Genomic DNA, 23,260 nt, shown 5'->3' on the forward strand with positions numbered 1-23,260 from the left:
CTCGGTGTCATTGCTGCCGAGCAAGCTTCCCCGTGCGGATGCCCCGCCGGTTCCCGAGGAAACACCAGTGCGAAGGCGACGAGGTGTGTTCGGCATGGCCCCGATGGGAGCCGCGCCCCGTCTTGCTGCTGCGGCCGAGGTCAGAGCTGGTGCCCTCTGTTCGCCTGAGGGCCTGCATGCGCGAAGGCATGCTCACCGCCCGGTAAGGGCGAACCGCGGGTCCAGGGTAAGCACGGGGGAGGTCGTCGGAGGGCCGCCTCTCAGGCGGAGCTGTGGTCCGTGTGGTCAGGTACGGCTGTGCAGGTGGAGGTGGGCCACGACCTGCTTGCCGGTCTCCAGGGCGATGGTGTGCAGCTGAGCGCACAGCTGGGTGACGAGGTGGAGGCCGTGGCCGCCGACGCGGCGGGCATCACGATCCCGCGGCTCGGGCGGCCGGGAAGAGCCGTCGCGCACGGCGATCCGCAAGAGGGCGGCGTCGGGTATGACCTCCAGCTCGAGCCCACCGGGGCCCGGTGCGTGCCGGTAGGCGTTGGTGACGAGCTCGCTGACCACGAGCTCGGCGTCCTGGGACGCCCGGTGCTCCGGTGGGTGCCCCGCACGGGTGAGCAGCGCGCGCACCGCTTGCCTGGCTTCGGCGACGGGCGGGTGGTCTGCGTCCCAGACGGTGCTGTACCGCAGGGGCGCCGTCGGTTCTCGTTCATCCGGTGCCTGATCTGTGAGCGCAATGGCCATGGCAGCGTTCCTGTTGGTCGTTCCTTACCTGATCACATTGTGTAGCTGTCGGGCTGGTTCGCTTACCCGCTGTCGTCGCACTCGTGGTTTCGACGTCAGCTGGCAGCCGTGGGGCCGGTGCGGGCGATCCTGAAGTGGTCGTATGTCCCGCTGAGGGTCAGCAGCCTGGTGACGGCCGGTTGCAGGGGCCCGAGGAGGACGAGGTCGCGGCCGTCGGCACAGTGGCGCCGGCGGGCGTCGAGCAAGGCGTTGAGGAGCATGCTGTCGGCGAAGGTGACCTGGGACAAGTCCACCGCCGTGGTGGAAGGCGCTGCCTGATCGGCCTCGGCGAAGGCTGCTTCGACGGCGTCGGTTTCGTCGTGGTCCACTTCCCCGCGCATGGTGATCAGCGAGACCTGCTCATAGCGTGTGACGTGCACTTTCGTCTCGAAGGCGGCGGGCATCGCGCCATCTTCACACCAGGTCCCCGCAGAATCCAATCGCACGGAAGTGCGGTTTTCCGGACTACGTGAAACAAAGTGGTCCGTGTTCCGCTCGTCTCGGCATGCCCGCTGCGGCTGACGCACGGTTGGGACCCGCGCGAAGCGGGCTGCGAGGGCGGGAACGGTGATGAGCCGGCGTCGCCCGTCGGCGGGCGGTCACCGGCCGGCTGCCGGCGGTGTGCGCTGGTCGAGGGTGAGGACCCCGTCGACCATGTGCGCGGCCTGAGCCCTGCGTCGGCGGTCTTCGCATTGTTCGAGGAGCGCGTAGCCCTCGCAGAGCACGGCTTCATGTCCGCTGTAGGACTCGAGGTTGACGACGGACGCTTCGAGATGTCGGATCTCGGTGGCCAGCATCGGCACACCGTCGGCTCCCCGATCCATGGCCGCGTGGGCTCGTGCGCGAAGGGGCGGCAGCAGTTCCGCGCCGCTGGCGTTGCGGATCGTATCGGTGTCGCCGACGCCGGCCAGCGTGAGGCGGGCCTGGGCGTGTTCGATCACGCGGACAAGTGCCCGGTATTCCCGTACGGACAGCTCGAAAGCCGAAAGGTGCGCGCGTGGACGGCCGTCGAGGGGCGTGGTGTCGTGTGCGGGATGCGGATCACCGGCATGTCCCTGTCTGCCGAACCGCGACATCGATCCCCCCGAGAACAAGTGCAACGGCTGATACCGGCGTACTGGTGCCCCACCCCTGGCAGTTCAACACTCAACTGTTGTCCCCCTGGGAGTCTTTAGCCAATCTTGATCGACTCACCGTCGAGGAGTCTCCGGAGGCTCTGCACGCGGAGGTCTTCCAGGAGCTCTACGGCGACGCCGCGACCCACCGGGACCTCGAGGAACTGTGGCGGGACGAGGCGTTCATGGGGGAGGAGGGGACCCACTCGCTCCTGGACATCGATCGCGTCGCCCCCACGACCGGCGCTCCGGCGAGCCACGATGTCGCGGACTACGGAACGTAGCGCCGGGCGTGGGGCGATCGGTGCCGAAATGGTGCACGACGCGTTCCTGCGCTGGCGCGGTCGGTTCGAGGAGCTTCTCGCTCAGGCCCTTGCGGACATCAGGATTCCGCCAACGGCGTGTACGTCGTTCTGTACACCGGCGACGAGGCAACCCACTGAGAGCCTTCGCTCGCGTGCTCGCGTGCTCCAGGCCGCGCGGGCGAAGGCGGACGCGGCGAACCCGTGAGCCTACAGGTGTGCTGCCAAGGCGGAGTAGACCTTCCGCCAGGCGTCGGCGCCGGCTCGCTGGTCGTAGTCGGCCGGACGGTCGGCGCAGGCGAAGCCGTGACGGGCTCCCGGATAGGTCACCAGCTCGTGCGGCACCCCGGCCTTGGTGAGCCGCTGCTCGGCCTGCTCCCATTCCTCGGCCGGAATGATGTGGTCCAGATCCCCGCGGAAGCCCAGCACGAACGCGCCCCCCGCGGCGATGCGTTCGCTGGTCTCCAGCGGGGGCACGGGACCGACCAGGGGGAAGCCGGTGTTGAGCAACCAGCCGGGGTAGAAGACCGCGGCCAACTCGAAGCTCAGCTCGGTCGCCGCCCGCATCGCGATATGGCCGCCCATGCTCAGTCCGAGGAACGCCACGCCACGCTCCCCGGCCTCGACGCGCGCCGCCGCCAGCGCTGCGGAGGCATCGGCGACCAGCTCATCCCGGTCCAGCGCACGCATCAGCACCAGGCCGTCCTCACGCTCCTCGGCGGAGTATCCGAGTCCGGTGCGGCGGGCACTGCGCCAGTAGTAGTCGGGCGCCAACGCGGCATACCCGGCCTCCGCCAACTCCGCGCAGGTCGCGCGGACGTAGGCGTTGACCCCGTACAGTTCGGAGCAGACCACCACGGCGCCCCGCACCTCTCCCGCGGGTCGGTGCACATACGCCTCGATGCCGCCTGCCTCGCCGAGCGTCTCCCACTGACCGGTCATGGCTACCCCCGTGTATGTAATGACGGCGCAACTCTAGCGGCAGGCAACGGAGTTCAGGGGCCGCACAGCTTACGGCAGACGGATGGGGGTGGGCAGGAGAGCGTGGGCCGGCAGCGGGCGCCATCGGTCCCCCGCGGCGACTCGGCCGAACGCCTGGTCGCCGAAGTGGAAGGCGAAGCCGTAGGTGCGCCGCTCGCGCAGCAGTGCCAGCAGTGTCGCTCGCGCCTTGAGCACGCCGTCGACGTTCACGTCGGGCCCGGACGGCCATTCGGGGTGTGCCACCTGGGCGGGAGTGTGGAAGGCGTCGCCGAACACCAGGATCCGCCGCCCGTCATGGGCCGAGACCATGTAGGTGGTGTGGCCGGGGCTGTGCCCGGGAGTGATCAGCGCAGTGACGCCGGGCCACACCTCGTCACCGTCGCCGAACCGGCGCAGCACCCGCGACATCGGCACCATGAACCCGTCCCAGGACGGCGCCCCCACCTTCACCTCCCGGTTCCAGAACGGATCCCACTCGGCTCCCGCCACCAGATAGTCGGCGCAGGGGAACGCCTTGCGCGGCTGCCGGCCGGGCCCGGTGAGGAAGCCGACACCGGTGTGGTCCGTGTGCAGGTGGGTGAAGGCCACGGTGTCGATCGACTCCGGAGGCACCCCCAGCGCCTGGAAGGTGCGCAGCAGCGCCCCGCCGCGGGAGACTCCGAGAGAGGGCGAGAGGACGTTGGCGCCGAGACCGACGTCGATCAGGAGCCGCCGGTCGCCTCGCTCGACGAGGACACCGCCCGCCGAGGCGGCGATGCGCCCCGACGGAGCCAGCGCTTCGGGATGTTCCCTCCAGTACGAGGCAGGGACGGCGGGCAGGAAGCCGGCACGGTCCAACTCCATCGCCGCGTCGACGACATAGGTGAGCCGGACGTCTCCCATGGTGAAACTGCGCACGGCCGACTGGTCACCGAGTGATCCGGTGCGGAACCGCGCGGCGCGCGCTTTCGGGAGCGAGGGCGAGAGGGGTACGGCGAAGGCCGCGCCGGAGACGAATGCGGTGCGCAGCACGCTGCGTCGCGACGGGCGAGAGGTGCGGCCGTCCGGCTCTGTCATGGCAAGGTGTCCTTCGTAGCGTTGAGGAGACCGAGCGGCTGGCCGCCGCTCTCGGGTGGGCCGGCTCCGCAGCGGCATCGCCGACCGGCGGGCCGTGGGCGCGTGGTGCCGGTCCGGTCACGGCGTCAGGAGGGTCACCGGGTTCGCCCAGGTGATGGCTCTGATCTCCTGGCTCGTCAGGCCCGCGCTCCGGAACCACTGCTCGCTCACGTCCAGCCACTCCTTCACGTCCGGCTGGTCGGGCTGGCCGAGGTCGGAACTGAACACCACCCGTGGGTGGGCTCGCACCACTTCCCCGAGGTGGCTGATGTCGCGGTGCCCCAACAGCAGCGTCAGCGCCGTGATTTCGACGTACAGGCCGGGTACCTGGGCCAGGTCCGCCAGGTCGGCGCTCGAGAAGCCCGACATGGGATGCGTGGCGTGGGTGAGGACGAGGCGCGGCACGTCGAGGCGTACGGCCTCGTCCACGACGCGCAGTGCCGCCTCCCGGTCGCAGTGCCCCGTCGCCACGGCGACGGGCAGGTCACGGGCTGCCCGCAGGACCTCGCGCACGTCCCGGCGCAGCCGCCCGTCGGCGTCGAGGACCCGGCCGGTCCGCCAGCGGTCGGCATCGAGCAGGGGGTGGAAGGAGGTACGGCGCAGGCGCGAGGTGTGCGCGGGGCCGACCAGGGTCGGCAGGTGGACGACGAGACGGGCGGGGGTGTCCGGGCCGTGCGCGTAGACGGCCTGCTCCACGGCCTGGGGCCGGACACCGCCGACCAGTTCGTTGAGGACGAGGCTGCCGGAGACCGGCAGCCCTTCCTGGCGGGCCTCCCAGGCGCGGGCCGCGGTGGAGGTGAGATGGCTCTTCAGGACCACCCAGCCGCCGACCTCGGCATACGCCCGGCCCGCGCCGGCCGAGGTGAGCCGGCGACGGTACAGGTCGGGGCCCGCGTGGTAGTGGACGTCCACCACCACGCGCCCCGCCAGGTCATGCATCGGAGGGCCGGGCGCCACTTTTGCCCCAGGGCCTGGCGTAGCCGAACCGGCGCCGGGCCTCGTCGAGACGCAGCCCGGCGCCGACGGCCCCGGCGATCGCGTCCTCGGTGTGCTCGACCCGTTCCGCCCGGTCGGCGACTTCGACGGCGTGGTCGGCGGGCACGACCAGGGCTCCGTTGTCGTCGGCGACGACGACGTCACCGGGCCGTACGGTGACATCGCCGATGACGACGTCCCGGCCCGTGCCGGCCAGTTCCACCCGGTTCTTGCCACTGACCATGGTGACGCCCGTGCTGAACAACGGGTATCCGGCGGCGCGAATCTCGGCGATGTCGCGGGCCGAGCCGTGCAGGGCGGTGCCGCGCACCCCGCGCCGCTGCGCCAGCCTCGTCAACAGCGATCCCCAGTTCGTGCAGGTGGTACTGCCCGCGTTGTCGACCACCACGAAGGACCCCGCGGGTACGTCGTCCAGGTAGTTGGCGGCATTGCGGAAGCCCTGCTCGGAGTCGTCGACGGGCTGGTAGGTGACGGTGAACGCACGGCCCGCCGCTCGGGTGCCGGGCACACGCGCAGCGATGCCGACGAGGACACCGCCGACCCCGAGGCTGTCGAGTGCGTCGGAGACCGACGCGGTGTCGAGGCGGGAGAGCCGGTCCACCACCTCGTCAGTGGTGTCCGACACGGTCTCGTCCGTGGCGAGTTCCTCGGTCACGGCCTGCGCGACCTCCCGGGTGCCGCTCGAGCCGCCCATGTCGTAGGTGACGGTCGTACGGCGTGTGGCCACCGCGCGCACCGCCGCCCTGAGTTCCTCGCCGGGTACGGAGAGGTCCAGGTGGTCGAGCATCTGGGCCACGGCGAGCATCATCGCCATGGGGTTGGCGCGGCCCTGTCCCGCCATGCCCGGGGCACTGCCGTGCACCGGCTCGAAGTAGCTGCCGTGGTCGCCGATGTTGCCGCTGGGCGCGAGGCCGAGGCCCCCCATGACGCCCGCGCCGAGATCGGAGAGGATGTCGCCGAACATGTTCTCGGCGACCAGCACGCCGAACCGCTCGGGCCTGCGCACCATCCACAGGGCGACCGCGTCGACGTTGAGGATCTCGGTCTCGATGTCAGGGTGGTCGCCCGCCATCAGTTCAAGGCGTTCACGCAGGTGGTTGCTGGTGTGGCGCAGCACGTTGGGCTTGTCGACCAGGGTGAGCCGGGTGTAGCCGCGGTAGCGGGCGTAGGCGAACCCGTAACGCAGCAGCCGGTCCATGCCGAACTCGGTCTGCAGACGCAGCGTGACACCGGTCGCCCGCGGGCCGGACGCCTGCGCGTTGGGGTGTTCACGGACCACGTTCCACAGCGCGTCGTCCAGGCCGTGGAAGTCGAACCCCGCGTACAGGCCCTCGGTGTTCTCGCGGATCACCGTGAAGTCAAAGCGCCGGTCGACCAGATCGATGACGGGGCGGACGTTGGCGTACAGGCTGAGCCGCTGACGCAGTTGGATGACGGGGGAGACGAAGGTGAGGCCGGTGCCCCTCAGCCCGGAGGGGAGTTCGGCCTCGGCCTCGCGCAGCGGCTTGCTGGTGATGGCGCCCAGCAGACAGGTGTCGGTCTCCTCCAGAAGCTTCCAGGTGCGCTGCGGGACCGGATCGCCCTCGTGGCGCCAGCACTCCCAGCCGATCTCGCCGAAGCGCAGATCGAGGGGGAGACCGAGCTTCTCCACGACGTCGAGGGCCGCGGCGGTGACCTCCGGCCCGATGCCGTCGCCGGGGAGTACAGCGACGCTTTTCATGTGAGTCCCTTCTCCCGCAGGAAGGATCCGACGAGGGCGGACACTTCAGCGGTGCGTTCGAAATGGGGGCGCATGCCGGCCCCCGGTACGACGGCCACGCGGTGGTGGGCCGCCGCCACGGTGTGGCGTTGGGTGACGAGCTGCGAATGGCTGCCGACGATCTGCAGCAGCGGACCGGGGTGGGCCCGTACTCCGTCGGTCACGTCGATGCCGCACAGCATCCGCATCCCGGCGGCGAGCCGGCGCCCCGCGGCCGGGTCGTGCGGCGCCGGTGCGTCGCCGGCGGTTCCGTGGCACTGGCCCTGTGGCTGGACGCGCCGGTCGAGGAGGGCCAGGGCGTAGTCGGACCGGCCGCCCGCGGCCAGGTCGGCGATCTCCGTGAGCCTGGCTTCCAGGAGGGCGTCCGTCCGGGCCGGCCCGGAGACGAGCAGCACCGCGGTTTCGGGGGCGACGCCAGGGAGCAGTGCCTGGGCCACCGCGCCGCCCAGCGCGTTCCCGCAGAGCATGTCCACGGGGCCGTACCGGGTCAGGAGCGCGCGGCAGCGGGCGACGAGGGAGTCCAGCGAGTCGATCTCCTCGTCCCACAGGGAGAGCGTGTCGACCACGGTGACCCGCAGTCCGGCCTCGGCCAGGATGCCGGTGACGGGGGTGAAGAACGCTCCGCCGTCCCAGCGCGGGGTGACGGGGGCGAGGACGAGGGCATGTGCCGGACCGGCGGCGGCCTCGGGTCCGAAGACCGCCGCCGGGACAGCGAGTTCGGCGTGGGTCACCGAACGGTGGCGAGGGTGCGTGCGGTGGCGATGCCCTCACGGTGATTGCCGCCCAGCAGGTCCTTGCGGTGCTCGACCGGCAGGTCGTAGCGGCCGAGGACCAGGTCGGGCAGTGGCAGGGAGGGCGTGCCCTCGGGAATGGTGGCGAGGAGCAGGTCCGCCAGTTCCAGGGCGGGGCCCAGGTGGAGCCGGGCGGAGGCCTCGGGGTCGGTGCGGTCCAGGTGCGCCAGCCACTGTTCGGCGATGAGGTTGCCCGGGCCCTTGCCCATGCCCTGGATCGACGAGTCCATCCAGGTCGCACCCGCGGCGACGGCGCTGATCGCGTTCGCCAGGGCGAGCCCCAGATTGTTGTGCGCGTGCAGACCGACCGGGCCGCCGGTGACCGACTTGGTCAGAGTGGTGAGATCGGTCGTGTCCACGGGGGAGAGGCTGCCGTTGGAGTCGGCCAGGTAGACGAACTCGGCGCCCGCGTCGGTGGCCGCGGTCGCCACCTCGACGATGTCACGGCCCGGCCACTGACTGATCCGCGCGAAGTTCACGCCGACGCTGAACCCGATGTCCTTGGCCTGGCGTATGTACTCCAGACCGCGTTCGTAGCCCTTGGCCGGCAGGATGATGCGGACCAGTCGGGCACCCGCCGCGTACATGGCGGGCAGATCGTGTTCGGTGATGTTCTTCGGGTGCAGGATCATCGCGACGCGGTGCGCACCGATCTCGTGGGCCACCGCGGCGATGAACTCGTCGTCTCCGCGGCCGGTGAGGCCGAGGTCGGGGATCGGCAGGAGCGAACCCTTGCGGTAGGCGATCTCGACCCAGTCGAAGCCCGCCTCGACGGTGAGCTTCGCGTGCTTGAGCGCGTAGCTCAGCGGGAAGTTGAAGCCGTTGCGGTACCCGCCGTCGCGGAGGGTGACGTCGATGTTGACGATGCTCATGGTTCCTCCAGGTAGCTGGTGTGGGCGGTGTCAGGCGGTCTGCTGGGCCGCGGCGTGGTGCGCGGCGAGCCGGCCGAAGATCAGCGACCGCAGCACGGATGTGGCCGGCGGGTAGGCGTGGTAGTAGAGGCCGGTGGCCTCGCCGGCCGCGTACAGACCCGGAATGGCGGTGCCGGACGGGGTGACGACCCGGCCGTCCAGGTCGGTGCGGATGCCGCCGTAGGTGAAGCAGATGGCAGCGGTGACCGGCACGCCGATGAACGGCGGGGTGTCCAGCGGTGTGGCCCAGTTGGACTTCCTCGGCTCGAGGCCCACGGTGGCCTTGCCGTCGAGGCGGGTCGGGTCGAACTCGCCGGGTCCGACGGCCGCGTTGAACTCCGCGATCGTCTTCTCCAGCCCTTCGGCGTCGATGCCGAGCACGGCGGCGAGTTCCTCGAGGCTGTCGGCCTGCTCCGGCGGCACGTCGCTGAGCAGCGAGTTCATGATGCCGGGGATGGCGAGCGTCTTGGCGTCGGCGATCCAGTACGCCTCCTGCTCCTGGTTCCTCCAGATCTCGTAGCCGACGTGTTCGAAGGTGTTGTCCCAGGTGTCACGGCCTTCGTCGAAGAAGCGCTCCATCCGGCCGTTGACGAACACACCGGTGCTGAAGCCGTAGAGGACGGAGTCGGCCTTCCGGGTTCGGCGGTCGACGGGCTCGGCGTGGATGCCGTCGAACTGGCCCGCGGTGTCGGCACCCAGCTCCAGGGCCATGCGCAGCGCGTCACCGCGGTTGTTGGTGATTCCGGGGGCGATCAGCGGAAGATCGCACGCCTTGTCGCCGACGTAGCGGGTGAGCATCTCGGTGTTGCCCTCGAAGCCGCCGCACGCCAGGACGACGGCGTGGCCGGACAGGCGCTGGGTGCGCCCGTCGGAGGTACGAACCAGCACGCCGTCGACGGCGCCGTCGTCGGAGGTGGTCAGACGCAGTGCCTCCGTCTCGTAGCGGATGTCGACGCGCGGATCGTTCTCCAGGGCGGCGCCCAGGTGTTCGACGATCGAGGCACCGCCGCCGCGGGGGCTGGCCGGCGGGGTCATGGACGGGGTGCCGCCGTCGAACGTGTGGGGCAGCGGGAAGTCCTCGAAGGCGATCTCGACGCCGTGCTTCTCGATGAAGTCGAGGGTCTGGGGGGTCTCACGCTCGACGGTGCGGCAGTACTCGATGTCGGCGAGGCCGCGGGAGACCCGGCTGACGTGCTCGGCCCAGTCGGTGTCCAGGTTCCTGTCCTGGGTGATCCGCAGGAACGCGCCGGTCCAGCGGGTGGCTCCACCGCGCTCGTCACGGCCGGCGCGCTCGAGGACGGCGATCCTCGTGGGGGTCTCGCGGTGTTGGGTGGCCTCGGCGAAGGACAGGGCGGCCGACAGGCCTGCCGCGCCGAACCCGATCACGATGAGGTCGTACTGCGGCGGGGTGTTCGAGCCTGACATGATTTCTCCTCGGAAGAAGGCTGAAAGCTGTGATCCGTCGTGGGGGAGTGGGCTCAGCGGTTGGGCGTGATGACCCGGCTCGTGCGGTAGAGCCGGTACTTGGCGCCGGTCGTGGTCTCGGCGAACGCCTGGTAGCGGCGGGTGAATTCAGGGTCCTCGAAGATCGCGTCGAAGCGCTCCTGGTTCGTCCACGCCGCGAAGTTGACGATGGCGTCGCCGTCGACGCTCGTCAGCAGGCGGGAGCCGCGGAAGCCGTCGGCGGTGGCGGAGACGTGATCGACTGCGGAGGCGAGCGCCGCCACACTGGCGGCGGCGTCGTCGGTGGTGGCCACATTGATGAGCAGCACGCCGTCGTCCGGCTCCGGAGCGGTGATCACGCCCGGGCTCGCGTTGCGGCCCTCGAAGGAGAGCTGCTCGTACGACGCGATGCCGAGCTTGTGCCAGGGGTCGCTCTCGATCAGCTCGCGCACCCGGCTCTCGTCGAGGTCGGCGGTCACGATGACGGCGCCGCCCTCGGGCCGGGGGCCGCTGAGCAGGATCCGGCCCTGGTCCGCGTGCTCGCGCAGCCAGGCCTTGTGCTCGGCCATGTGGGCGACGACGGTCTCACGCGGCGTGAGGTAGGTGAGGGTCAGTACGTGGATCATCGGGTCCTCTGCTTGGGTGGGGAGAGATCAGCGGATCGAACAGGACGAGGGGGACCGGCGGAAGGGGCGAGGAGGCCGGCCCGGTCAGGCAGTGGGAACGCCGGTCCGGCGGGCGAGCCGGGCGAGGATCGCCTCGGCATCGGCCACGACGTCGTGGACGACCTGGGCGGCGGGCTGGATGTCCTGGATCAGGTCGAGGACCTCACCGGCGAACATGGCGCGCTGAGTGGTGTCGTCACGGGCGACGGCGGCGGCCCACTCGGGCTCGACCGTGGCCCGCTGGGCGGCGAGCTCGGCGTCACGGCCGGTCCAGGTGCGGGTGAACTCGTTGCTCACGGAGCGGGCCTGGTAGGCCTCGTCCCACGGGATGCCGCGCACCACGTCGAACGAACGGGTGTCGACGGTGTCCGCGGTGTGCGATGAGACCAGGTGGGACTTGAACCCGGCGGTGGCCAGCGACTCTTCGGTGGCGGCGAACCGGGTGCCCATCATCACCCCGTCGGCGCCGAGCGCGAGGGCCGCGGCCAGACCGCGGCCGTCCGCGATCCCGCCGGCCGCGACCACCGGCACCGCGCCCTGGGTGACGTCGAGTACGGCGGGGATGAGGGGCAGGGTCGCCAGCGACGCGTGGTGGCCGCCGGCCTCGGCACCCTGGGCCACGAGCACGGAGGCTCCGGCCCGCACGGCGACCTCGGCCTGCCCGGCGTCGTGCACTTGGACGATCACGTGGGACCCGGCGTCGGCGGCGGACGCCACGTACTTGTGGACCTGTGCCGCGTCGCCGAAGGAGAGGGCTATGACCGGCGGGGCGTACCCGAGCACCTTGTCCCACAGACCGGGCCGGGTGTCGAAGGTGAACATGACGCAGCCGACGCCCCAGACACCACCGGTCTCCGAGGCCCGCGCCACATGCTCGTCGATGAACGCCGGGTCGCCATAACTGACGCCGACGAGGCCGAGGCCGCCCGCCCGGGTGACGGCGCCGGCGAGCCGGCCACCGGACACGGAGCCCATCGGGGCGCAGACGACCGGGTGGTCGATGCCGAGCAGTTCGGTCAGCTTGGTCGAGATCACGATGCTCCTTGGTCGGGTCGATGGCATGGCACGGCCCGTCAGGCTGAAGAGGAAAAGATGCGCCAGGGAATTCCATAAGAATTTCCCGGCGAAGGAGAGGCGAGGAGTTCCACGGATGGAGACCGCTTCGGAAGGAAGATCGCCTCCGTTTCGTTCAAAAGGCTATCTTCGGTCTCCGCAGCCGTCCAAGACGCAAACAGCGTGACGGCCATAAGCGGGCGGTTATACCGCTTGGCAGCAGAAACCGGAAAGGCGTGTGACCCGGGCCAGGAAGGCCCGGGTCACACGCCGGACGGACAGGAGTGCGGAACTAGTCGGCGACGAACGCCCAGCCGCGCTCCGCCGCGACCTTCTGCAGGAGACGGGCGGTACGGCAGTCGCCGGCGGCGATGACCGCGAGGCGCTCGCGCGGCGGCCGGCTGGTGGGCAGGGGCCGCCACACCAGGTGCGGCTCCCGCTCCACCGCGTGGTGGGGGCGCAGGGCGACGAGGTCCGCGGTGGTCTGCAACGCGTGCAGGAAGAGGGCGTGCTGATCCTGGTTGACCGGGTGCAGCACGGAGTTCCAGCCGAGCTGCGCCAGATGTGCCGGGACGGTCTCCGCGAATCCCGGTGCGCAGCCTTCCTCGTACCAGAGCAGACGCTGGCGGGCGAGGTCCTTCCAGCTGAGCTCCGGGTGTGCGGCGAGCGGGTGTTCCCGCGCCATGACGAGGCCGAGGGGCTCGTCGCGGACCACGGCGCGCACGACGTTCGGCATCGGGATCGGCAGGCGCACGATGCCGAAGGCGATCTCGCCGTGCCGCAGCAGTTCACCCTGGTCCGCGGCGTCGACCGAGCGCATCCGCAGCTTCCCGCCGGTCTCGCGGCTGCCGTCCGGTCGGCTCCCGGACAGAGCGTTCTGCACCTCGATGAGGACCTCTGCCGGGACTCCGCCGCACACGCCGACGGGCCAGGTCTGCGGTGCGGGGGCGGCCGCCGCGATGGCGGAACGCAGTTGACTGGGAATTCCCTGAATTTCCCGGAGAAAGGCCCGGCCCCCGGTCGTCAGCTCCACTCCTCGTGAACTGCGGATGAACAACGCGGCACCGACACGTTGTTCAAGGCGTCGAATTTGCTGACTGAGACTCGGCTGGGATATCCGAAGTTCCTGCGCGGCGGCCGATACGGTTCCGGCGCGGACCACGGTCAGGAAGTAGCGAAGGTGCCGCATGTCGAAGTCGTCGACGCTGCGCGCGTCGGACATCGCGCGAAGTACGGCGTCGCCCGTCGGATCCGGGCCCTGCGTATCGGTGTCCGAATGTTCCGAGGCGATCCGGTCCGTCCACTCGTCCAGCACGCTCATCCGCTTCCCTCCCCAGAGTCGCCGCCCCTGCCCCGCGCAGGGATGCCACCACCCGGCCTCGCAGGCGCGAGACCCGGTGGAGCATGGCAGAAGAATTCGTTCCCGAAGGTATGTTTTATGGACCTGAAACAGCGTCGTCTCCTGCGCGCAAGACTTCTGGCCCGTCGGCCCCCGACAGAGCGTCGAAGAGCAGCCGCCACAAAGAGTCCCCGCCTGTCACGCGGTCGTCGTCGACGCGTCCGGGTGGCGCGTGCAGCAGCCCGTACATCACGATCATCACCAGATGGGCGACGAGCCGCGGCGAGTACGCGGGAAACCCACTGTCGCGCTGGGCTCTGCGAACCAGTTCCATCAAGGCGTTGTGCACCTCGACGAGGACGTCGGACAACGCCCTCGCCAGGACCGGGCAGTCGGCGGCGAGCCGCACCGCGGCCCGCAGTCGCACATCCGACTGCAACCGGCCGGCGAACCCCATGACGACGTCTTCGAGCACACCACCGGCATCGGCGCCCGGGGTGTCGTACTCGGTCCGCAGGCTCGTCCACGCCTGCCGGGACTCGTCGATCAGGGCCCCGGCCAACGACCTCTTCGACGAGAAGTGGCCGTACAGCGCGCCCTTCGTCATGCCGATCCGGTCGGCCACCGAACTGAGTGTGGCCCTGCTGTACCCCTGGGAGGCGAACACCTCTGCGGCGGCCGTCAGCACTCTCTCCCTCGTGCGTCGTGCCCGTTCCTGTTTGATCATGTCTGTGCCCTTCGTCATGGAAAGAGAGCACATACATACCATTGGAGCGACACGCCGCCGCAGCGTTCCGGCCCGCGGGACATCTCACGTGCTCTCCGATCTGAACGGGCCCCGGCGAGCGGAGGCCACCGACCAGCCGAAGCGCTCTGCCTCGTCGTTCAGCAGGGGGGAATCTCCCACCACCACCGGATTCCCCACCGCGCGCAGCATGGCCAGGTCGCTCTCGTGGTCGCCGTACGCGAAACAGTCCTGCGGATCCGCACCGCGTTCCCGCATCACCCGGACCACGGCCTCGCCCTTCGCCGCCCCGATCATCGGGCGGTGCACCTCCCCGGTCAGCACCCCGCCGGGTCCCACCACCAGCTCGGTGCACACGACCGTCGCCACCGCCAACTCGTCGGCCAGCGGGGCGAGGAGCGGGCGCATCGAGCCCGAGACCAGCACCACCTCCCGGCCGGCGGCACGGTGTGCGGCAACGGCGCGCAGGGCGGACCGAACGAAGGCTGTACCACCGCGGCGATAGCCGTCGTACCAGGTCCGGCCCGCGGCTTCGAGGTCGGCCAGGGCCACGCCCGCGTAGCGCCGGTAGTAGCCGCGGTTCAACGTCTCACGGTCGGGGGTCACCGTCGCCTCCGTCCGCAACTCCAGCCAGTCGGTGGCGACCCGCGTGGGGTGCAGGCGCGACCAGTGCCTCCAGAACTCGATCATGCTCTTCTCGGCGATGAGCGTTTCGTCCACGTCGAAGAAGGCCAGTGTCGGACACCCCGTCCCGGTCGCCGTCGTCATCGGGCACCTCCACTCGCCAGAGCCGCGTCCGCGTACGCGTCGGCCGCCGCGTCGAGGCCGAGGGCCCCGTGAGCCGCGGCCGTCGTGACATCCCGCCACGCCCGCTGCAGCCGGCTGTCCGGGGACTGTCCGTGCAGCCCCGAGGCGTGAAAGAGGTCATCGACCGCCTCACGGCACCATGCGACCGCGGTTGCCGCGTCCCGGCGGTTCTCCGCCACCGCGAGCGGGGTCGCCCCGTGCCGGTCCGCTCGGTCCGCGGCGCCCTCGAGAAGCAGACCCGCGGCGTGCAGCCGCGCGGACACCCGGGCCAGCAGCAGGTTCTGGCCCGGTCTGCGCCCCGGCGCCTCCTGCACGCAGTCGTCCGCCCAGGCCCGCAGTGCCGCACGGGCAGCCCCCAGGACGGGAGCCGCGAACATCAGCGCGGCGACCATCGGATAGGGGACGCGGTGGCAGCGGGCCGCGTCCGGCAGGGGACTCAACAGCGCGCCCAACGTGAAGGAACGGTGGGCAGGCACGACGATCCCGTCTGCCGTCACGCTGTTGCTTCCGCTTCCTCGCAGCCCGACGGAGTCCCAGGTGTCCAGGACGGAGAGCTCCTCGCGCGGCACGGCGAAGAGTCGGTGCTCCCGTGCACCGTCCCCGCCCGGCGTCCAGGACGCCAGCAGGACCCATTCCGCGTGGTCGACCCCGCTTGCCGTCCGCCATTCCCCGTCGAGCCGCCAACCGTCGGTCACAGCCGTGGCGCGGCCCTGCGGCGGAACGATGGAAGCGGCGATGCGGACGTCGGGCCCGTTCGCCCAGAGATCCCGCTGTCCCCGCTCCGGAAGGTAGGCGGCGAGTCGGCCGTGCGCCGCGTAGAGCGCGGCGCACCAGCCCGCGGCGGCGCAGGCCTCCGCGACCGCCGAGGCATCCGCGAGCAGCTGCCCGAAGGTCCCGGCCGCGCCGCCCCATCTCACCGGTACGAAGTGGCGCGGGAAGCCCGCGTCGACGACGGCCGCGGCCACCTGGGGCCCGAGCTTGCGCCGCTCGTCGGCCGCCTGCGCGTCCTGCCGGGCGACCTCGATGAGCAGGTCTCGGGCCGGCCGTCCGGCCTGGCTGCTCCGCACGCCCTGGCCGTCCGATGCAGCCTCACCACCCGTCGGATTGCCGTCGGTTCGCCGTTCAGCGGCGGCCCTCTGCTGCGCGGTCAGCATGCTGCCTCCAGCCGCATCCCAGGGGACTCCGGCACGCCGTGGCCAACCTCGGCGGAAGCGAGTTCACGCCCGGCCTGGCGGGCGCGGAGGGTGAAGACGGCCGCACCGCGGTCGGCCGGTTCCGCCGTGATCGACACCGGCACGTCCGGCTCGCAGAACGCGGTGAACGTCACGTCCAGCAGCGTCGCGCCGCTCGCGCCGGGACGGCTGTCCGCCGAGGCGACCCGGCCGGCCTGCCGGAACGCCTCCACGAGCGTCATGCCCGGTACGTGGTCGGACTCGTGGTCGAACAGCACGGGGTGTGCGCGGTCGAGCCGCAGCCACCAGACATTGCCCTCGGAGGTGTCGGCTGCGATGAGCACGTCCCGCTCGGACAGCTGGCCGACGCGAGCCGGCGACAGGGGGACACAGGACGGTGCCGTACGGGGCGCTGCCTCTGCCGGTCCCTGCCCCCCGCGCCGGCGCAACAGGGCATAGCGGCGGGGCTCCATCGGCTCCCAGCGAACCCGTGCCCGCCCGACGGAGCGGTGCCGCACCACGACGTCCGCATCCAGTTCCAGGCGCAACCGCGCGCCCTCGGCGGGCTTGCGGCAGACGACGTCGAGCCCGACGGCCAAGTACGCCTCGCCCACCGGCGGAAGCGCTTCGAACAGTTCGACGGAGATCCCGCTCAGCACGAACGGCACCCCGTGCGCCACACCGAAGAAGCGGTGCGACAAGTAGATCGCGATCTGCCGCGCGGTCTCGGCCAGCAGCACCGGATCGGCCGCGGGACCGCCGTGGTGAGCGAGATAGTGGTCCCGGCGCCACGCGGCCCCGACCGCGAACCGGTCGTCGCCGAGCCGTTCCGCGTCCGTCAGCAGCACCTCCGCCGCGGCCGCCTTGTGGACGGTCTCCCGCGGGACACAGCGGTCGAAGTCCAACCTCTGCCAGTGGCGCTCCGGCCCCGGTCGGCCGATGCCCATCCCTAATCCAGACATGGCGTGCACGCGCAACCTCCTCCCCCTGGCCGCCGTGCCGATCGCGCCGGTATCGTCCCGACGCACACGGCGACTCCCGAAGAAATATACCTTCAGGAAGGTATGTTGCAGGGATTATTTTGCGCCACCAGGTACGGCCGAGCGTGACCGAACACGTCATGACAGAGACCTACAGAGGATGCCCCTCATGCCAGAGCCGCACGTCAACGCCTTCGCCCCGTGGAGAACTCCGTCCAGGAGGGGCTCCGACCCCAAACAAGAGCGTTCGGTCCTCACCCGCCTCCGGGTCCTGCGAGGAGCCGCGGAGCTCTTCACCGAGCGCGGCTACCGCCAGACGTCGGTCAAGGACGTGGCCGACCGGGTCGAGATGACCAAAGGGGCCGTCTACTTCCACTACCCGACCAAGGAAGCCCTGGCCCTGGCCATCGTGGACGAGCACTACGCTCGTTGGCCGAAAATCCTCGATGAGGTCATCAAAGAGGGACTCGGCCCCGTGGATGCCGCGGCACGCATGCTGGAACGTGCGGCGGTCGCGTTCCAGGACGACGTGATCGTGCAGGCCGGCGCCCGGCTACAGCTCGAACGCCCTCAGATCGAAGCCGAATTGCCCACTCCGTACGTCGACTGGATCTCGCTCCTGGAGTCCCTGCTCGTGTCCGCCCAGGAGGCGGGCGAACTTCGTCCCGGCGTCGAGCCCGGCCCGGCCGCGCGCTCCCTGGTCTCCGCGTTCTTCGGTTCCCAGCACGTGTCCGACGTCCTGAGCGGCCGCGCGGACGTGGTGCGGCGCTGGCGCGACCTGAGCGATCTGCTCTTCCGTGCGATCCGAGCCGACTGAGCACGCGTGTCCCCGACCGCGCACAGCACGCTCCCGGGGTTTGGTGCACCACCGCCGTCCAGCGGTGCACCACTCCCCGGGAGCGTGCCGTCCCTCACGGCCCGTCAGGCGGGATCGGTGACCTGACGCCTGGTGCTCAGGACCACCAGGCCGCCGATGACGGCGAGGCCCATGAGCACGGCGCCGAAGATCGTGGCGCCACTGGTCAGGCCCACGGCGTCACTGAGGTAGCCCGCGGAGACGGGCAGGATGCCGGCCGGGATGTAACCGCCCACGTTGAGCGCGGCATTGGCCTCGGCGAGGCGCTGCGTGGGCACACTCGAGTTGAGCAGCGACAGCCCGCCGAGCTGACCCATGCCCTGGCCGGCACCGGCCAGCAACGCGGAGATGATGAGAACGGCGACCGCCGAGGTGTGCACGGCGATGATCAGCGTGATCATGCTCATCGTGGTGCTCACCGCACCCGCCGTGAGGATGGTGCGGCGGCGCAGCCTCTGGACCGCGAACTGCACCCCGGTGGCGGCAAGGAACATCACGAACGCCATGGCCCCGGCGACGATCCGGTTCGTGGTGTCCAGAAGTCCCGACAGCAGCGAGGGGCCCAGCGAGAGCACGAAGGACGTGGCGGTGATACCCGGCGCGAACACCGCGATGCCGAGCGCGAGTTGACGGCCGTTGCCACGCGGCACGCCCGGTACCCGCACCCAGCTGCCCTTGGCTCGCGTCGCGGGACGGCGCACCGGCATCCGCAGCACGCAGAGCACCGCCGTGACCAGGAGCACGGCCTCGACGACGAAGACGGTGACGGTCGGCGCGGGCGCCAGCTCGGAGAGCAGTCCGGCGAGCAGTGGGCCGAGCCCGGCTCCGAACACCATGGCGCAGGAGGCGAGGAGGGCGGCGATCCGCTTGCGCTCGGGTCCGGCGACGTCGGTCACCGCGGCCATGCCGGCCGAGACGACGGCGCCGACCGCGATCCCGGTGAACAGCCGCGCCACGATCAGCGCGGCCACGCTGGTGGCGGTCGCGAAGATCAGGCAGGCGGCCAGCCCGAGCGTCAACGCCGGGAGCAGTACGGGTTTGCGGCCGACCCTGTCGGAAACCACCCCGGACACCAGCAGCGAGCCGAGCAGGCCGACGATGTAGAAGGCGAACACGACGGTCAGTGTGCCCTTGGAGAAACCGATGTCGCGCTGCCAGAGCACGTACAGCGGCGTCGCCGCGTTCGAGAGCACGAACACGGCCGTGACCGGCCATGCTGCCAGCCACACCCACCACAGCGGTGCCGCGGGCCTTCCGGCCCCCGCCTCCGCGGTGTCAGTACGTCGACCCCCGTCGATGGCTTGGACGGATGTGGTCCGGGTCTCGGACATGACTGCTCCTCCCGATCTTTCCTGCCGCGTCTCCAGCAGTACGAGTTGAGTCGAACTTAGCATGCAGTACGATGAGACTCGTACATAGGAATCGCGTTATGAGGAGTTGCCTATGTCTGCGACCAAGGCCGCCGCACCCGCCATCAAGGTGCTCCCCGAGCCGGCCGAACTGCCCGCGCCACTGCCGGAGCCGGGAGTCGACGAGTTGCGTCTGGAGACCGTCCTCGGCGCGCTCAGCGATCCCCTGCGCCTGACGATCGTCCGCAAACTCCTCCTGGAGTCCGAGGACTTCGACCACTCTTGCGGCTGGTTCGGGTTCGACCGGCCCAAGTCGTCACTTACCCACCACTTCAAAGCGCTGCGCGAGGCGGGAGTGACGCGGCAGCGCCAGTACGGTCTCGAACGCCGCAGCCATGTGCGCATCGAAGACCTCAACGCCCGGTTCCCCGGCCTTCTCGACCTGGTGGCGGCCTGGACTCCGCAGGCCTGACGCAGCGCCGGCACTCGGTCCCGGGACGATGGGCAGCGGCTGCGAGGGGGAGTGGCCCTGCGGTGCCGGGCTTCGGCCGACCGGAGCCCAGCGAGTTCCCAAGTGCCGGGCCCGCGCCGCGTGTTCTGGACGAAGGGCTTCGGCGCCTTGTGGCGGCCGGGGGGCGTCAGGTGTCGGCCGCTGCCAGCGCTTCCGCCGCCGCCCGCCGCAGCGCACGGTACGTGGTCCAGCGTTCTCGCCCGCCGGCCAGGTGCGCCACGGCATGGCCCACCCATTCCGGGTCGCCGAGGAGGTGTGGCTTTCCCTCGTCGATGAGCTGCCGCAGCAGATACTCCAGCCGAAGGGCGTCCAGTGCCCGGTACGGGCGCGCATGCTGGTCGAAGCGCAGCAGGTGGTCCTCGTACGGGTGACGCAGCGTCATGTGCATCCAGCCGCCATTACGCGAGGCGACCGATCCCCTCAACGTGTAGACGCCCCTGGCGCTCGTGTTCCAGGAGTGCTTGCCCCAGGTGATCCAGATGCCGGTCATGATCCTGGACCAGGGGATCAACCGTCCCTCGGAGTCCGGCTCGTACTGGTGGAGCCCGTCCGGGCGGAACTCCACCCAGTGGGTGTCCGGGCGTGTGGCGTCCCCGACTCCCCAGCGGCCGTCGGTCAGTTCCAGCGGTCCCAGATGTGTACGGCCTTCCCCCATGCGGTCATTGAACCATGTGTCCTGCGAACCGTTCCTCCGGCTCGGCCGGGACCTCGCCGTCCGTAGGGCGCACACAACCTCTCGCCGAAGACGGGCACCCTCGACGGGCCACGGGCGCAGACGGTCGCAGGACAGCTTTGGTCAAGAGCTGGATCCCGTATGTCTCCCGTTGCGGAAAGAGGCTGGAGAGTGGGGCTCGGGCCGCCCTACGGTGGCGCCATGACCAATCACTCGGAAGCACCTGTCGCGCCTGTCGAGGCGTACGAACCCCCTTACTACGCGGCTGTCTTCACCACGGTGCGAACCCAGGACCAGAGCGGCTACAGCGAGACCAACGCCCGCATGGAAGATCTGGTGAAGGACATCCCCGGGTTCCTCGGCATGGACCACGCGCAGACTCCCGGCGGGCTCGGCATCACCGTCGCGTACTTCCGCGACGCCGACGCCCTCGCGGAGTGGCGGACCAACGCCGAGCACCGAGCGGCGCAAAAGCGCGGGCAGGCCGAGTGGTACGAGAGCTACACGCTTCATGTGGCGAGAGTGGAACGCAGCCACGGGTTCAAGCGAGTCTGAGGGTTGTCCCGTAGATGATCTGCGGGCTGGTGTGAGCGCGATCGTCCGTTGCTGTGGTGACTCGCTTGTCCGGCGAGGCCGGGGTTGTGCAGGCGGGCGATGCCGCGCATCGCGTGGTGGACGCCGTCGCCGCGAAGCCGGCAAGAGCGCAGGACCTTGTACGTCTTCACGCGGGCGAAGACGTACTCGACGCGAGCGCGGACCTGGTCGTGGGGCTTGCGCCATGCTCGACGCTCATACGGCACTCGCCGGCGTGCAGGGCGCGGGCTGGGACCTGCACGAATGGCGCCACTCCGGGCTCACTCACCCCGGCGGCGCCGGAGCCGGCCTGCCGATGCTTATGGCCGAGTCACGGCGCGGGCGCGGCAGGTTCCGGCCGCGCACCGAGCGCGATGGCCGGCCGCAGTCGCGGGTGCCGATCGAGGCCGCCCGCGCCGGTCCGCCATTTCCATAAACTATGAATATAAAAAGGCTATGCTTCGAGCATGAGTCGTCAAGACACCGCTCCTGGCGCGTCCGCCGCCATCGGGGCAGCCCTCTACGGCCTGGCCACCAGGGCCGCGAGACGCCTGCCTCGGGACATGAGCCTGACGTCCGCCGCCACCCTGGCCACCCTGGACCGGACCGGCCCGCGGCGCATCACCGATCTGGCCGCGGTCGAGGGTGTCACCCAGCCCGCGATGACCGCCCTGGTCCGGGTGATGGAGGAGTCCGGCCTGGTCGAGCGGCGGGGCGACGCGTCCGACAAGCGGGTCACGCTGGTGTGCCTGACCGAGGCCGGCGCCTCCTATGTCCGGACGCGGCGCCGGGCGGGCGTCCAGGCGTTCGAGCGGTTGATCGGCGAGCTCACCGGCGACGAGGTCGAGGCGCTGATGGCGGCCCTTCCGGCGCTGAAGCATCTGGCAGAGCTCGAAAGCCAGGACCGCGAAGGGCCGAAGCAGTGACCGGGCAGCCGGGAGGCGGGGTCGCGGTGAAGGCGTTTCCGGTGGCGCGTTCCGAGGCGCGGCTGCTGGTCCCCGCCCTGATGTTCATCGCTCTGGTCGTGGCGGCGGTCGCCAGCCTCGGGACACCGCTCATCACCAGCGTGGCGACCTCTTTCCACGTCTCGCTCGGCAGCGCGCAGTGGACGCTGACCGTCGCGCTGCTCAGCGGCGCCGTCGCCACGCCGGTCCTGGGCCGGCTCGGAGCCGGCCCGCACCGGCGGGCCACGATCCTCGCCACGCTGGCGGTCGTCGTCGCCGGCAGCGCGCTCACCGTGCTGCCGCTGCCGTTCGCGTGGCTGCTGGCCGGCAGGGCGGCCCAGGGCGTCGGGCTCGGGCTGACGGCGCTGATGATGGGCGTGGCCCGGGACCACCTCCCCGAGGAGCGCAGCGCGTCCGTGATCGCCTTGATCTCGGTGGTCTCGATCATCGGGGCCGGCGTCGGCTACCCGCTGGCCGCGCTGCTCGCCGAACTCGGCGGGGTACGTGCCGCCTACGGCCTCGGCCTGGTCGTCACCGCCGCCGCCCTCCTGACCGCGTGGCGCTCCATGCCCGAAGCCCCCGAAGGCCGCTCCGCCCACGTGGACGTGGCAGGCGCGGTGGTCCTGGCCGCTGCGCTGCTCCTGGTGCTGTTCCTCGCCGGCGAACGGAATCTGTGGAGCCTGCACCTCGCCGTGGCGGCGGGCCTCGCCGTCCTCGCGGTGGTGCTGCTCTGCGTCTGGGCCGTCATCGAGCTGCGCAGCAGGACGCCCCTGGTCGATGTGCGGGCGGTGCGGCACCCGGCGGTCGCCGGGGCGAACCTCGCCATGTTCGTCGGCGGGATCGGCATGTACCTCCTGCTCACGCTCATCACCCGGTACGCGCAGACGCCGCACGGCGCCGGCTACGGCTTCGGGCTGACGACCTTCGTCGCCGGGCTGGTCCTCATCCCGTTCTCGGTGCTGGGGTTCGTCGCCGGCAAGCTCACGCCGCGGGTCCGGACGCGGATCGCCGACCCCCTGCTCCTGGCCGGCAGCGCCGTCGTGGTCGGCGGCGGGTTCGCCCTGTTCGCGGCGGCCCGGTCGGACCTGGCCGAACTGTTCGCGGCGATGGGCGTGCTCGGCTTCGGCGTCGGCGGCTTCTCGGCCGCGATGCCCGGCGTCATCCTGGCCGTCACCCCCAAGAGCGAGACGTCGAGCGCCATGAGCTTCAACTACGTCGTCCGCAGTGTCGGGTACTCCCTGGGCAGCGCCATCGGCGGCCTGATCCTCGCCGCGGGCACCGGCCCCGGTCACCTCTTCCCCGACGACAGCGCCTACACCACCGCGGCGCTGGTCGGCATCGGCGCCATGGCGATCACGACGCTGGCAAGCCTCGCTCTCGCCCGCCGACGCTCGTCCGAGACCAAGCCGTAAGCCACTTCCGCGACCGG

The 23,260-nt window shown here is 70.8% G+C and carries 25 protein-coding genes and 1 pseudogene; 6 read left to right on the plus strand and 20 right to left on the minus strand.

Going from position 1 to position 23,260, the window contains the following annotated elements:
* Positions 1-285: 285 nt before the first annotated feature.
* The 3 genes from BLW57_RS38670 to BLW57_RS38680 form a co-directional block, all read right to left on the minus strand.
* Positions 286-732: an ATP-binding protein gene (locus tag BLW57_RS38670; RefSeq protein WP_093480290.1), complete on the minus strand. Its 447-nt coding sequence runs from the start codon at positions 730-732 to the stop codon at positions 286-288.
* Positions 733-827: 95 nt separating this feature from the next.
* Positions 828-1,175 carry an STAS domain-containing protein gene (locus BLW57_RS38675; protein WP_256339753.1) on the minus strand — a complete coding sequence of 116 codons (348 nt, stop codon included), beginning with the start codon at positions 1,173-1,175 and terminating at the stop codon, positions 828-830.
* A gap of 195 nt (positions 1,176-1,370) precedes the next feature.
* The gene (locus BLW57_RS38680; protein ID WP_256339754.1) at positions 1,371-1,712 is read right to left on the minus strand and encodes a hypothetical protein; all 342 of its coding nucleotides are present in this window, start codon (positions 1,710-1,712) and stop codon (positions 1,371-1,373) included.
* A gap of 212 nt (positions 1,713-1,924) precedes the next feature.
* On the opposite strand from BLW57_RS38680, the gene BLW57_RS38685 reads away from it, so the two are divergent.
* Positions 1,925-2,170, plus strand: a complete 246-nt coding sequence (locus tag BLW57_RS38685; protein WP_143051651.1) for a hypothetical protein — start codon at positions 1,925-1,927, stop codon at positions 2,168-2,170.
* Between the two features lie 228 nt (positions 2,171-2,398).
* Here the strand turns inward: BLW57_RS38685 and BLW57_RS38695 are convergent, their stop codons facing one another.
* The 14 genes from BLW57_RS38695 to BLW57_RS38760 form a co-directional block, all read right to left on the minus strand.
* Positions 2,399-3,130 carry a dienelactone hydrolase family protein gene (locus BLW57_RS38695; protein ID WP_093480293.1) on the minus strand — a complete coding sequence of 244 codons (732 nt, stop codon included), beginning with the start codon at positions 3,128-3,130 and terminating at the stop codon, positions 2,399-2,401.
* Positions 3,131-3,199: 69 nt separating this feature from the next.
* Positions 3,200-4,225, minus strand: a complete 1,026-nt coding sequence (locus tag BLW57_RS38700) for an MBL fold metallo-hydrolase (RefSeq protein ID WP_093480294.1) — start codon at positions 4,223-4,225, stop codon at positions 3,200-3,202.
* A 117-nt stretch (positions 4,226-4,342) separates the two neighbouring features.
* Positions 4,343-5,203 carry a DUF6282 family protein gene (locus BLW57_RS38705; protein WP_093481145.1) on the minus strand — a complete coding sequence of 287 codons (861 nt, stop codon included), beginning with the start codon at positions 5,201-5,203 and terminating at the stop codon, positions 4,343-4,345.
* A complete protein-coding gene (locus tag BLW57_RS42775; protein WP_093480295.1) occupies positions 5,196-6,980 on the minus strand; it encodes an isocitrate/isopropylmalate family dehydrogenase in 1,785 nt (594 codons plus the stop codon). Before BLW57_RS42775 ends, BLW57_RS38705 begins: the two co-directional genes overlap by 8 nt.
* A complete protein-coding gene (locus BLW57_RS38715; protein ID WP_093480296.1) occupies positions 6,977-7,750 on the minus strand; it encodes an alpha/beta fold hydrolase in 774 nt (257 codons plus the stop codon). Before BLW57_RS38715 ends, BLW57_RS42775 begins: the two co-directional genes overlap by 4 nt.
* Positions 7,747-8,682 (minus strand): beta/alpha barrel domain-containing protein, encoded by a 936-nt coding sequence (locus tag BLW57_RS38720; protein WP_093480297.1) that lies wholly within the window; start codon positions 8,680-8,682, stop codon positions 7,747-7,749. The genes BLW57_RS38715 and BLW57_RS38720 overlap by 4 nt, the downstream gene beginning before the upstream one ends.
* Before the next feature lie 30 nt (positions 8,683-8,712).
* Positions 8,713-10,146 carry an FAD-binding protein gene (locus BLW57_RS38725; protein WP_093480298.1) on the minus strand — a complete coding sequence of 478 codons (1,434 nt, stop codon included), beginning with the start codon at positions 10,144-10,146 and terminating at the stop codon, positions 8,713-8,715.
* Positions 10,147-10,199: 53 nt separating this feature from the next.
* Complete coding sequence (locus BLW57_RS38730; protein WP_093480299.1) at positions 10,200-10,790, minus strand: YciI family protein; 591 nt, start codon at positions 10,788-10,790, stop codon at positions 10,200-10,202.
* A gap of 84 nt (positions 10,791-10,874) precedes the next feature.
* A complete protein-coding gene (locus BLW57_RS38735) occupies positions 10,875-11,864 on the minus strand; it encodes an NAD(P)H-dependent flavin oxidoreductase (RefSeq protein WP_218137922.1) in 990 nt (329 codons plus the stop codon).
* A gap of 310 nt (positions 11,865-12,174) precedes the next feature.
* Complete coding sequence (locus BLW57_RS38740) at positions 12,175-13,203, minus strand: LysR family transcriptional regulator (RefSeq protein ID WP_093480301.1); 1,029 nt, start codon at positions 13,201-13,203, stop codon at positions 12,175-12,177.
* A gap of 115 nt (positions 13,204-13,318) precedes the next feature.
* Positions 13,319-13,990, minus strand: coding sequence for a TetR family transcriptional regulator (locus BLW57_RS38745; RefSeq protein ID WP_093480302.1), 672 nt, complete (start codon positions 13,988-13,990; stop codon positions 13,319-13,321).
* A gap of 42 nt (positions 13,991-14,032) precedes the next feature.
* Complete coding sequence (locus tag BLW57_RS38750; RefSeq protein WP_093480303.1) at positions 14,033-14,734, minus strand: HAD family hydrolase; 702 nt, start codon at positions 14,732-14,734, stop codon at positions 14,033-14,035.
* A complete protein-coding gene (locus tag BLW57_RS38755; RefSeq protein WP_256339755.1) occupies positions 14,731-15,840 on the minus strand; it encodes an acyl-CoA dehydrogenase family protein in 1,110 nt (369 codons plus the stop codon). Before BLW57_RS38755 ends, BLW57_RS38750 begins: the two co-directional genes overlap by 4 nt.
* An 80-nt stretch (positions 15,841-15,920) precedes the next feature.
* Positions 15,921-16,892 carry a ScbA/BarX family gamma-butyrolactone biosynthesis protein gene (locus BLW57_RS38760; protein WP_176985882.1) on the minus strand — a complete coding sequence of 324 codons (972 nt, stop codon included), beginning with the start codon at positions 16,890-16,892 and terminating at the stop codon, positions 15,921-15,923.
* Between the two features lie 202 nt (positions 16,893-17,094).
* Here BLW57_RS38760 and BLW57_RS38765 point away from each other — a divergent pair, with 202 nt between their 5' ends.
* Positions 17,095-17,742 (plus strand): ScbR family autoregulator-binding transcription factor, encoded by a 648-nt coding sequence (locus BLW57_RS38765; protein ID WP_093480306.1) that lies wholly within the window; start codon positions 17,095-17,097, stop codon positions 17,740-17,742.
* A 104-nt stretch (positions 17,743-17,846) separates the two neighbouring features.
* On the opposite strand, the gene BLW57_RS38770 is transcribed toward BLW57_RS38765, so the two are convergent.
* Positions 17,847-19,112 carry an MFS transporter gene (locus BLW57_RS38770; RefSeq protein WP_093480307.1) on the minus strand — a complete coding sequence of 422 codons (1,266 nt, stop codon included), beginning with the start codon at positions 19,110-19,112 and terminating at the stop codon, positions 17,847-17,849.
* Positions 19,113-19,224: 112 nt separating this feature from the next.
* Between BLW57_RS38770 and BLW57_RS38775 the strand changes: the two genes are divergently transcribed.
* Positions 19,225-19,602 carry an ArsR/SmtB family transcription factor gene (locus BLW57_RS38775; protein ID WP_093480308.1) on the plus strand — a complete coding sequence of 126 codons (378 nt, stop codon included), beginning with the start codon at positions 19,225-19,227 and terminating at the stop codon, positions 19,600-19,602.
* A gap of 166 nt (positions 19,603-19,768) precedes the next feature.
* Here BLW57_RS38775 and BLW57_RS38780 read toward each other — a convergent pair whose 3' ends face one another.
* Positions 19,769-20,296 (minus strand): hypothetical protein, encoded by a 528-nt coding sequence (locus tag BLW57_RS38780; protein ID WP_093480309.1) that lies wholly within the window; start codon positions 20,294-20,296, stop codon positions 19,769-19,771.
* A gap of 219 nt (positions 20,297-20,515) precedes the next feature.
* On the opposite strand from BLW57_RS38780, the gene BLW57_RS38785 reads away from it, so the two are divergent.
* Positions 20,516-20,869, plus strand: coding sequence for an antibiotic biosynthesis monooxygenase family protein (locus BLW57_RS38785; protein ID WP_093480310.1), 354 nt, complete (start codon positions 20,516-20,518; stop codon positions 20,867-20,869).
* Between the two features lie 68 nt (positions 20,870-20,937).
* Here the strand turns inward: BLW57_RS38785 and BLW57_RS43215 are convergent.
* Positions 20,938-21,087, minus strand: a pseudogene (locus BLW57_RS43215) (IS5/IS1182 family transposase); the annotation flags it as partial.
* Between the two features lie 363 nt (positions 21,088-21,450).
* On the opposite strand from BLW57_RS43215, the gene BLW57_RS38800 reads away from it, so the two are divergent.
* Both BLW57_RS38800 and BLW57_RS38805 read left to right on the plus strand, forming a co-directional pair.
* Entirely contained in the window at positions 21,451-21,813 is a 363-nt protein-coding gene (locus BLW57_RS38800; RefSeq protein ID WP_093480311.1) for a MarR family winged helix-turn-helix transcriptional regulator, read from the plus strand.
* Entirely contained in the window at positions 21,810-23,243 is a 1,434-nt protein-coding gene (locus tag BLW57_RS38805; RefSeq protein WP_093480312.1) for an MFS transporter, read from the plus strand. The genes BLW57_RS38800 and BLW57_RS38805 overlap by 4 nt, the downstream gene beginning before the upstream one ends.
* The last annotated feature ends 17 nt before the right edge of the window (positions 23,244-23,260 follow it).

The sequence above is a fragment of the Streptomyces sp. 1222.5 genome, from assembly GCF_900105245.1.
In the GTDB taxonomy this organism is placed as follows: domain Bacteria; phylum Actinomycetota; class Actinomycetes; order Streptomycetales; family Streptomycetaceae; genus Streptomyces; species Streptomyces albidocamelliae.

Coding starts and splice junctions, on each gene's coding strand:
- BLW57_RS38670 (WP_093480290.1), bottom strand. CDS start 732: ATGGCCATTGCGCTCACAGATCAGGCACCGGATGAACGAGAACCGACG.
- BLW57_RS38675 (WP_256339753.1), bottom strand. CDS start 1,175: ATGCCCGCCGCCTTCGAGACGAAAGTGCACGTCACACGCTATGAGCAG.
- BLW57_RS38695 (WP_093480293.1), bottom strand. CDS start 3,130: ATGACCGGTCAGTGGGAGACGCTCGGCGAGGCAGGCGGCATCGAGGCG.
- BLW57_RS38700 (WP_093480294.1), bottom strand. CDS start 4,225: ATGACAGAGCCGGACGGCCGCACCTCTCGCCCGTCGCGACGCAGCGTG.
- BLW57_RS38705 (WP_093481145.1), bottom strand. CDS start 5,203: ATGCATGACCTGGCGGGGCGCGTGGTGGTGGACGTCCACTACCACGCG.
- BLW57_RS42775 (WP_093480295.1), bottom strand. CDS start 6,980: ATGAAAAGCGTCGCTGTACTCCCCGGCGACGGCATCGGGCCGGAGGTC.
- BLW57_RS38720 (WP_093480297.1), bottom strand. CDS start 8,682: ATGAGCATCGTCAACATCGACGTCACCCTCCGCGACGGCGGGTACCGC.
- BLW57_RS38725 (WP_093480298.1), bottom strand. CDS start 10,146: ATGTCAGGCTCGAACACCCCGCCGCAGTACGACCTCATCGTGATCGGG.
- BLW57_RS38730 (WP_093480299.1), bottom strand. CDS start 10,790: ATGATCCACGTACTGACCCTCACCTACCTCACGCCGCGTGAGACCGTC.
- BLW57_RS38740 (WP_093480301.1), bottom strand. CDS start 13,203: ATGAGCGTGCTGGACGAGTGGACGGACCGGATCGCCTCGGAACATTCG.
- BLW57_RS38745 (WP_093480302.1), bottom strand. CDS start 13,990: ATGGTATGTATGTGCTCTCTTTCCATGACGAAGGGCACAGACATGATC.
- BLW57_RS38750 (WP_093480303.1), bottom strand. CDS start 14,734: ATGACGACGGCGACCGGGACGGGGTGTCCGACACTGGCCTTCTTCGAC.
- BLW57_RS38760 (WP_176985882.1), bottom strand. CDS start 16,892: ATGGGCATCGGCCGACCGGGGCCGGAGCGCCACTGGCAGAGGTTGGAC.
- BLW57_RS38765 (WP_093480306.1), top strand. CDS start 17,095: ATGCCAGAGCCGCACGTCAACGCCTTCGCCCCGTGGAGAACTCCGTCC.
- BLW57_RS38770 (WP_093480307.1), bottom strand. CDS start 19,112: ATGTCCGAGACCCGGACCACATCCGTCCAAGCCATCGACGGGGGTCGA.
- BLW57_RS38775 (WP_093480308.1), top strand. CDS start 19,225: ATGTCTGCGACCAAGGCCGCCGCACCCGCCATCAAGGTGCTCCCCGAG.
- BLW57_RS38780 (WP_093480309.1), bottom strand. CDS start 20,296: ATGGGGGAAGGCCGTACACATCTGGGACCGCTGGAACTGACCGACGGC.
- BLW57_RS38785 (WP_093480310.1), top strand. CDS start 20,516: ATGACCAATCACTCGGAAGCACCTGTCGCGCCTGTCGAGGCGTACGAA.
- BLW57_RS38800 (WP_093480311.1), top strand. CDS start 21,451: ATGAGCCTGACGTCCGCCGCCACCCTGGCCACCCTGGACCGGACCGGC.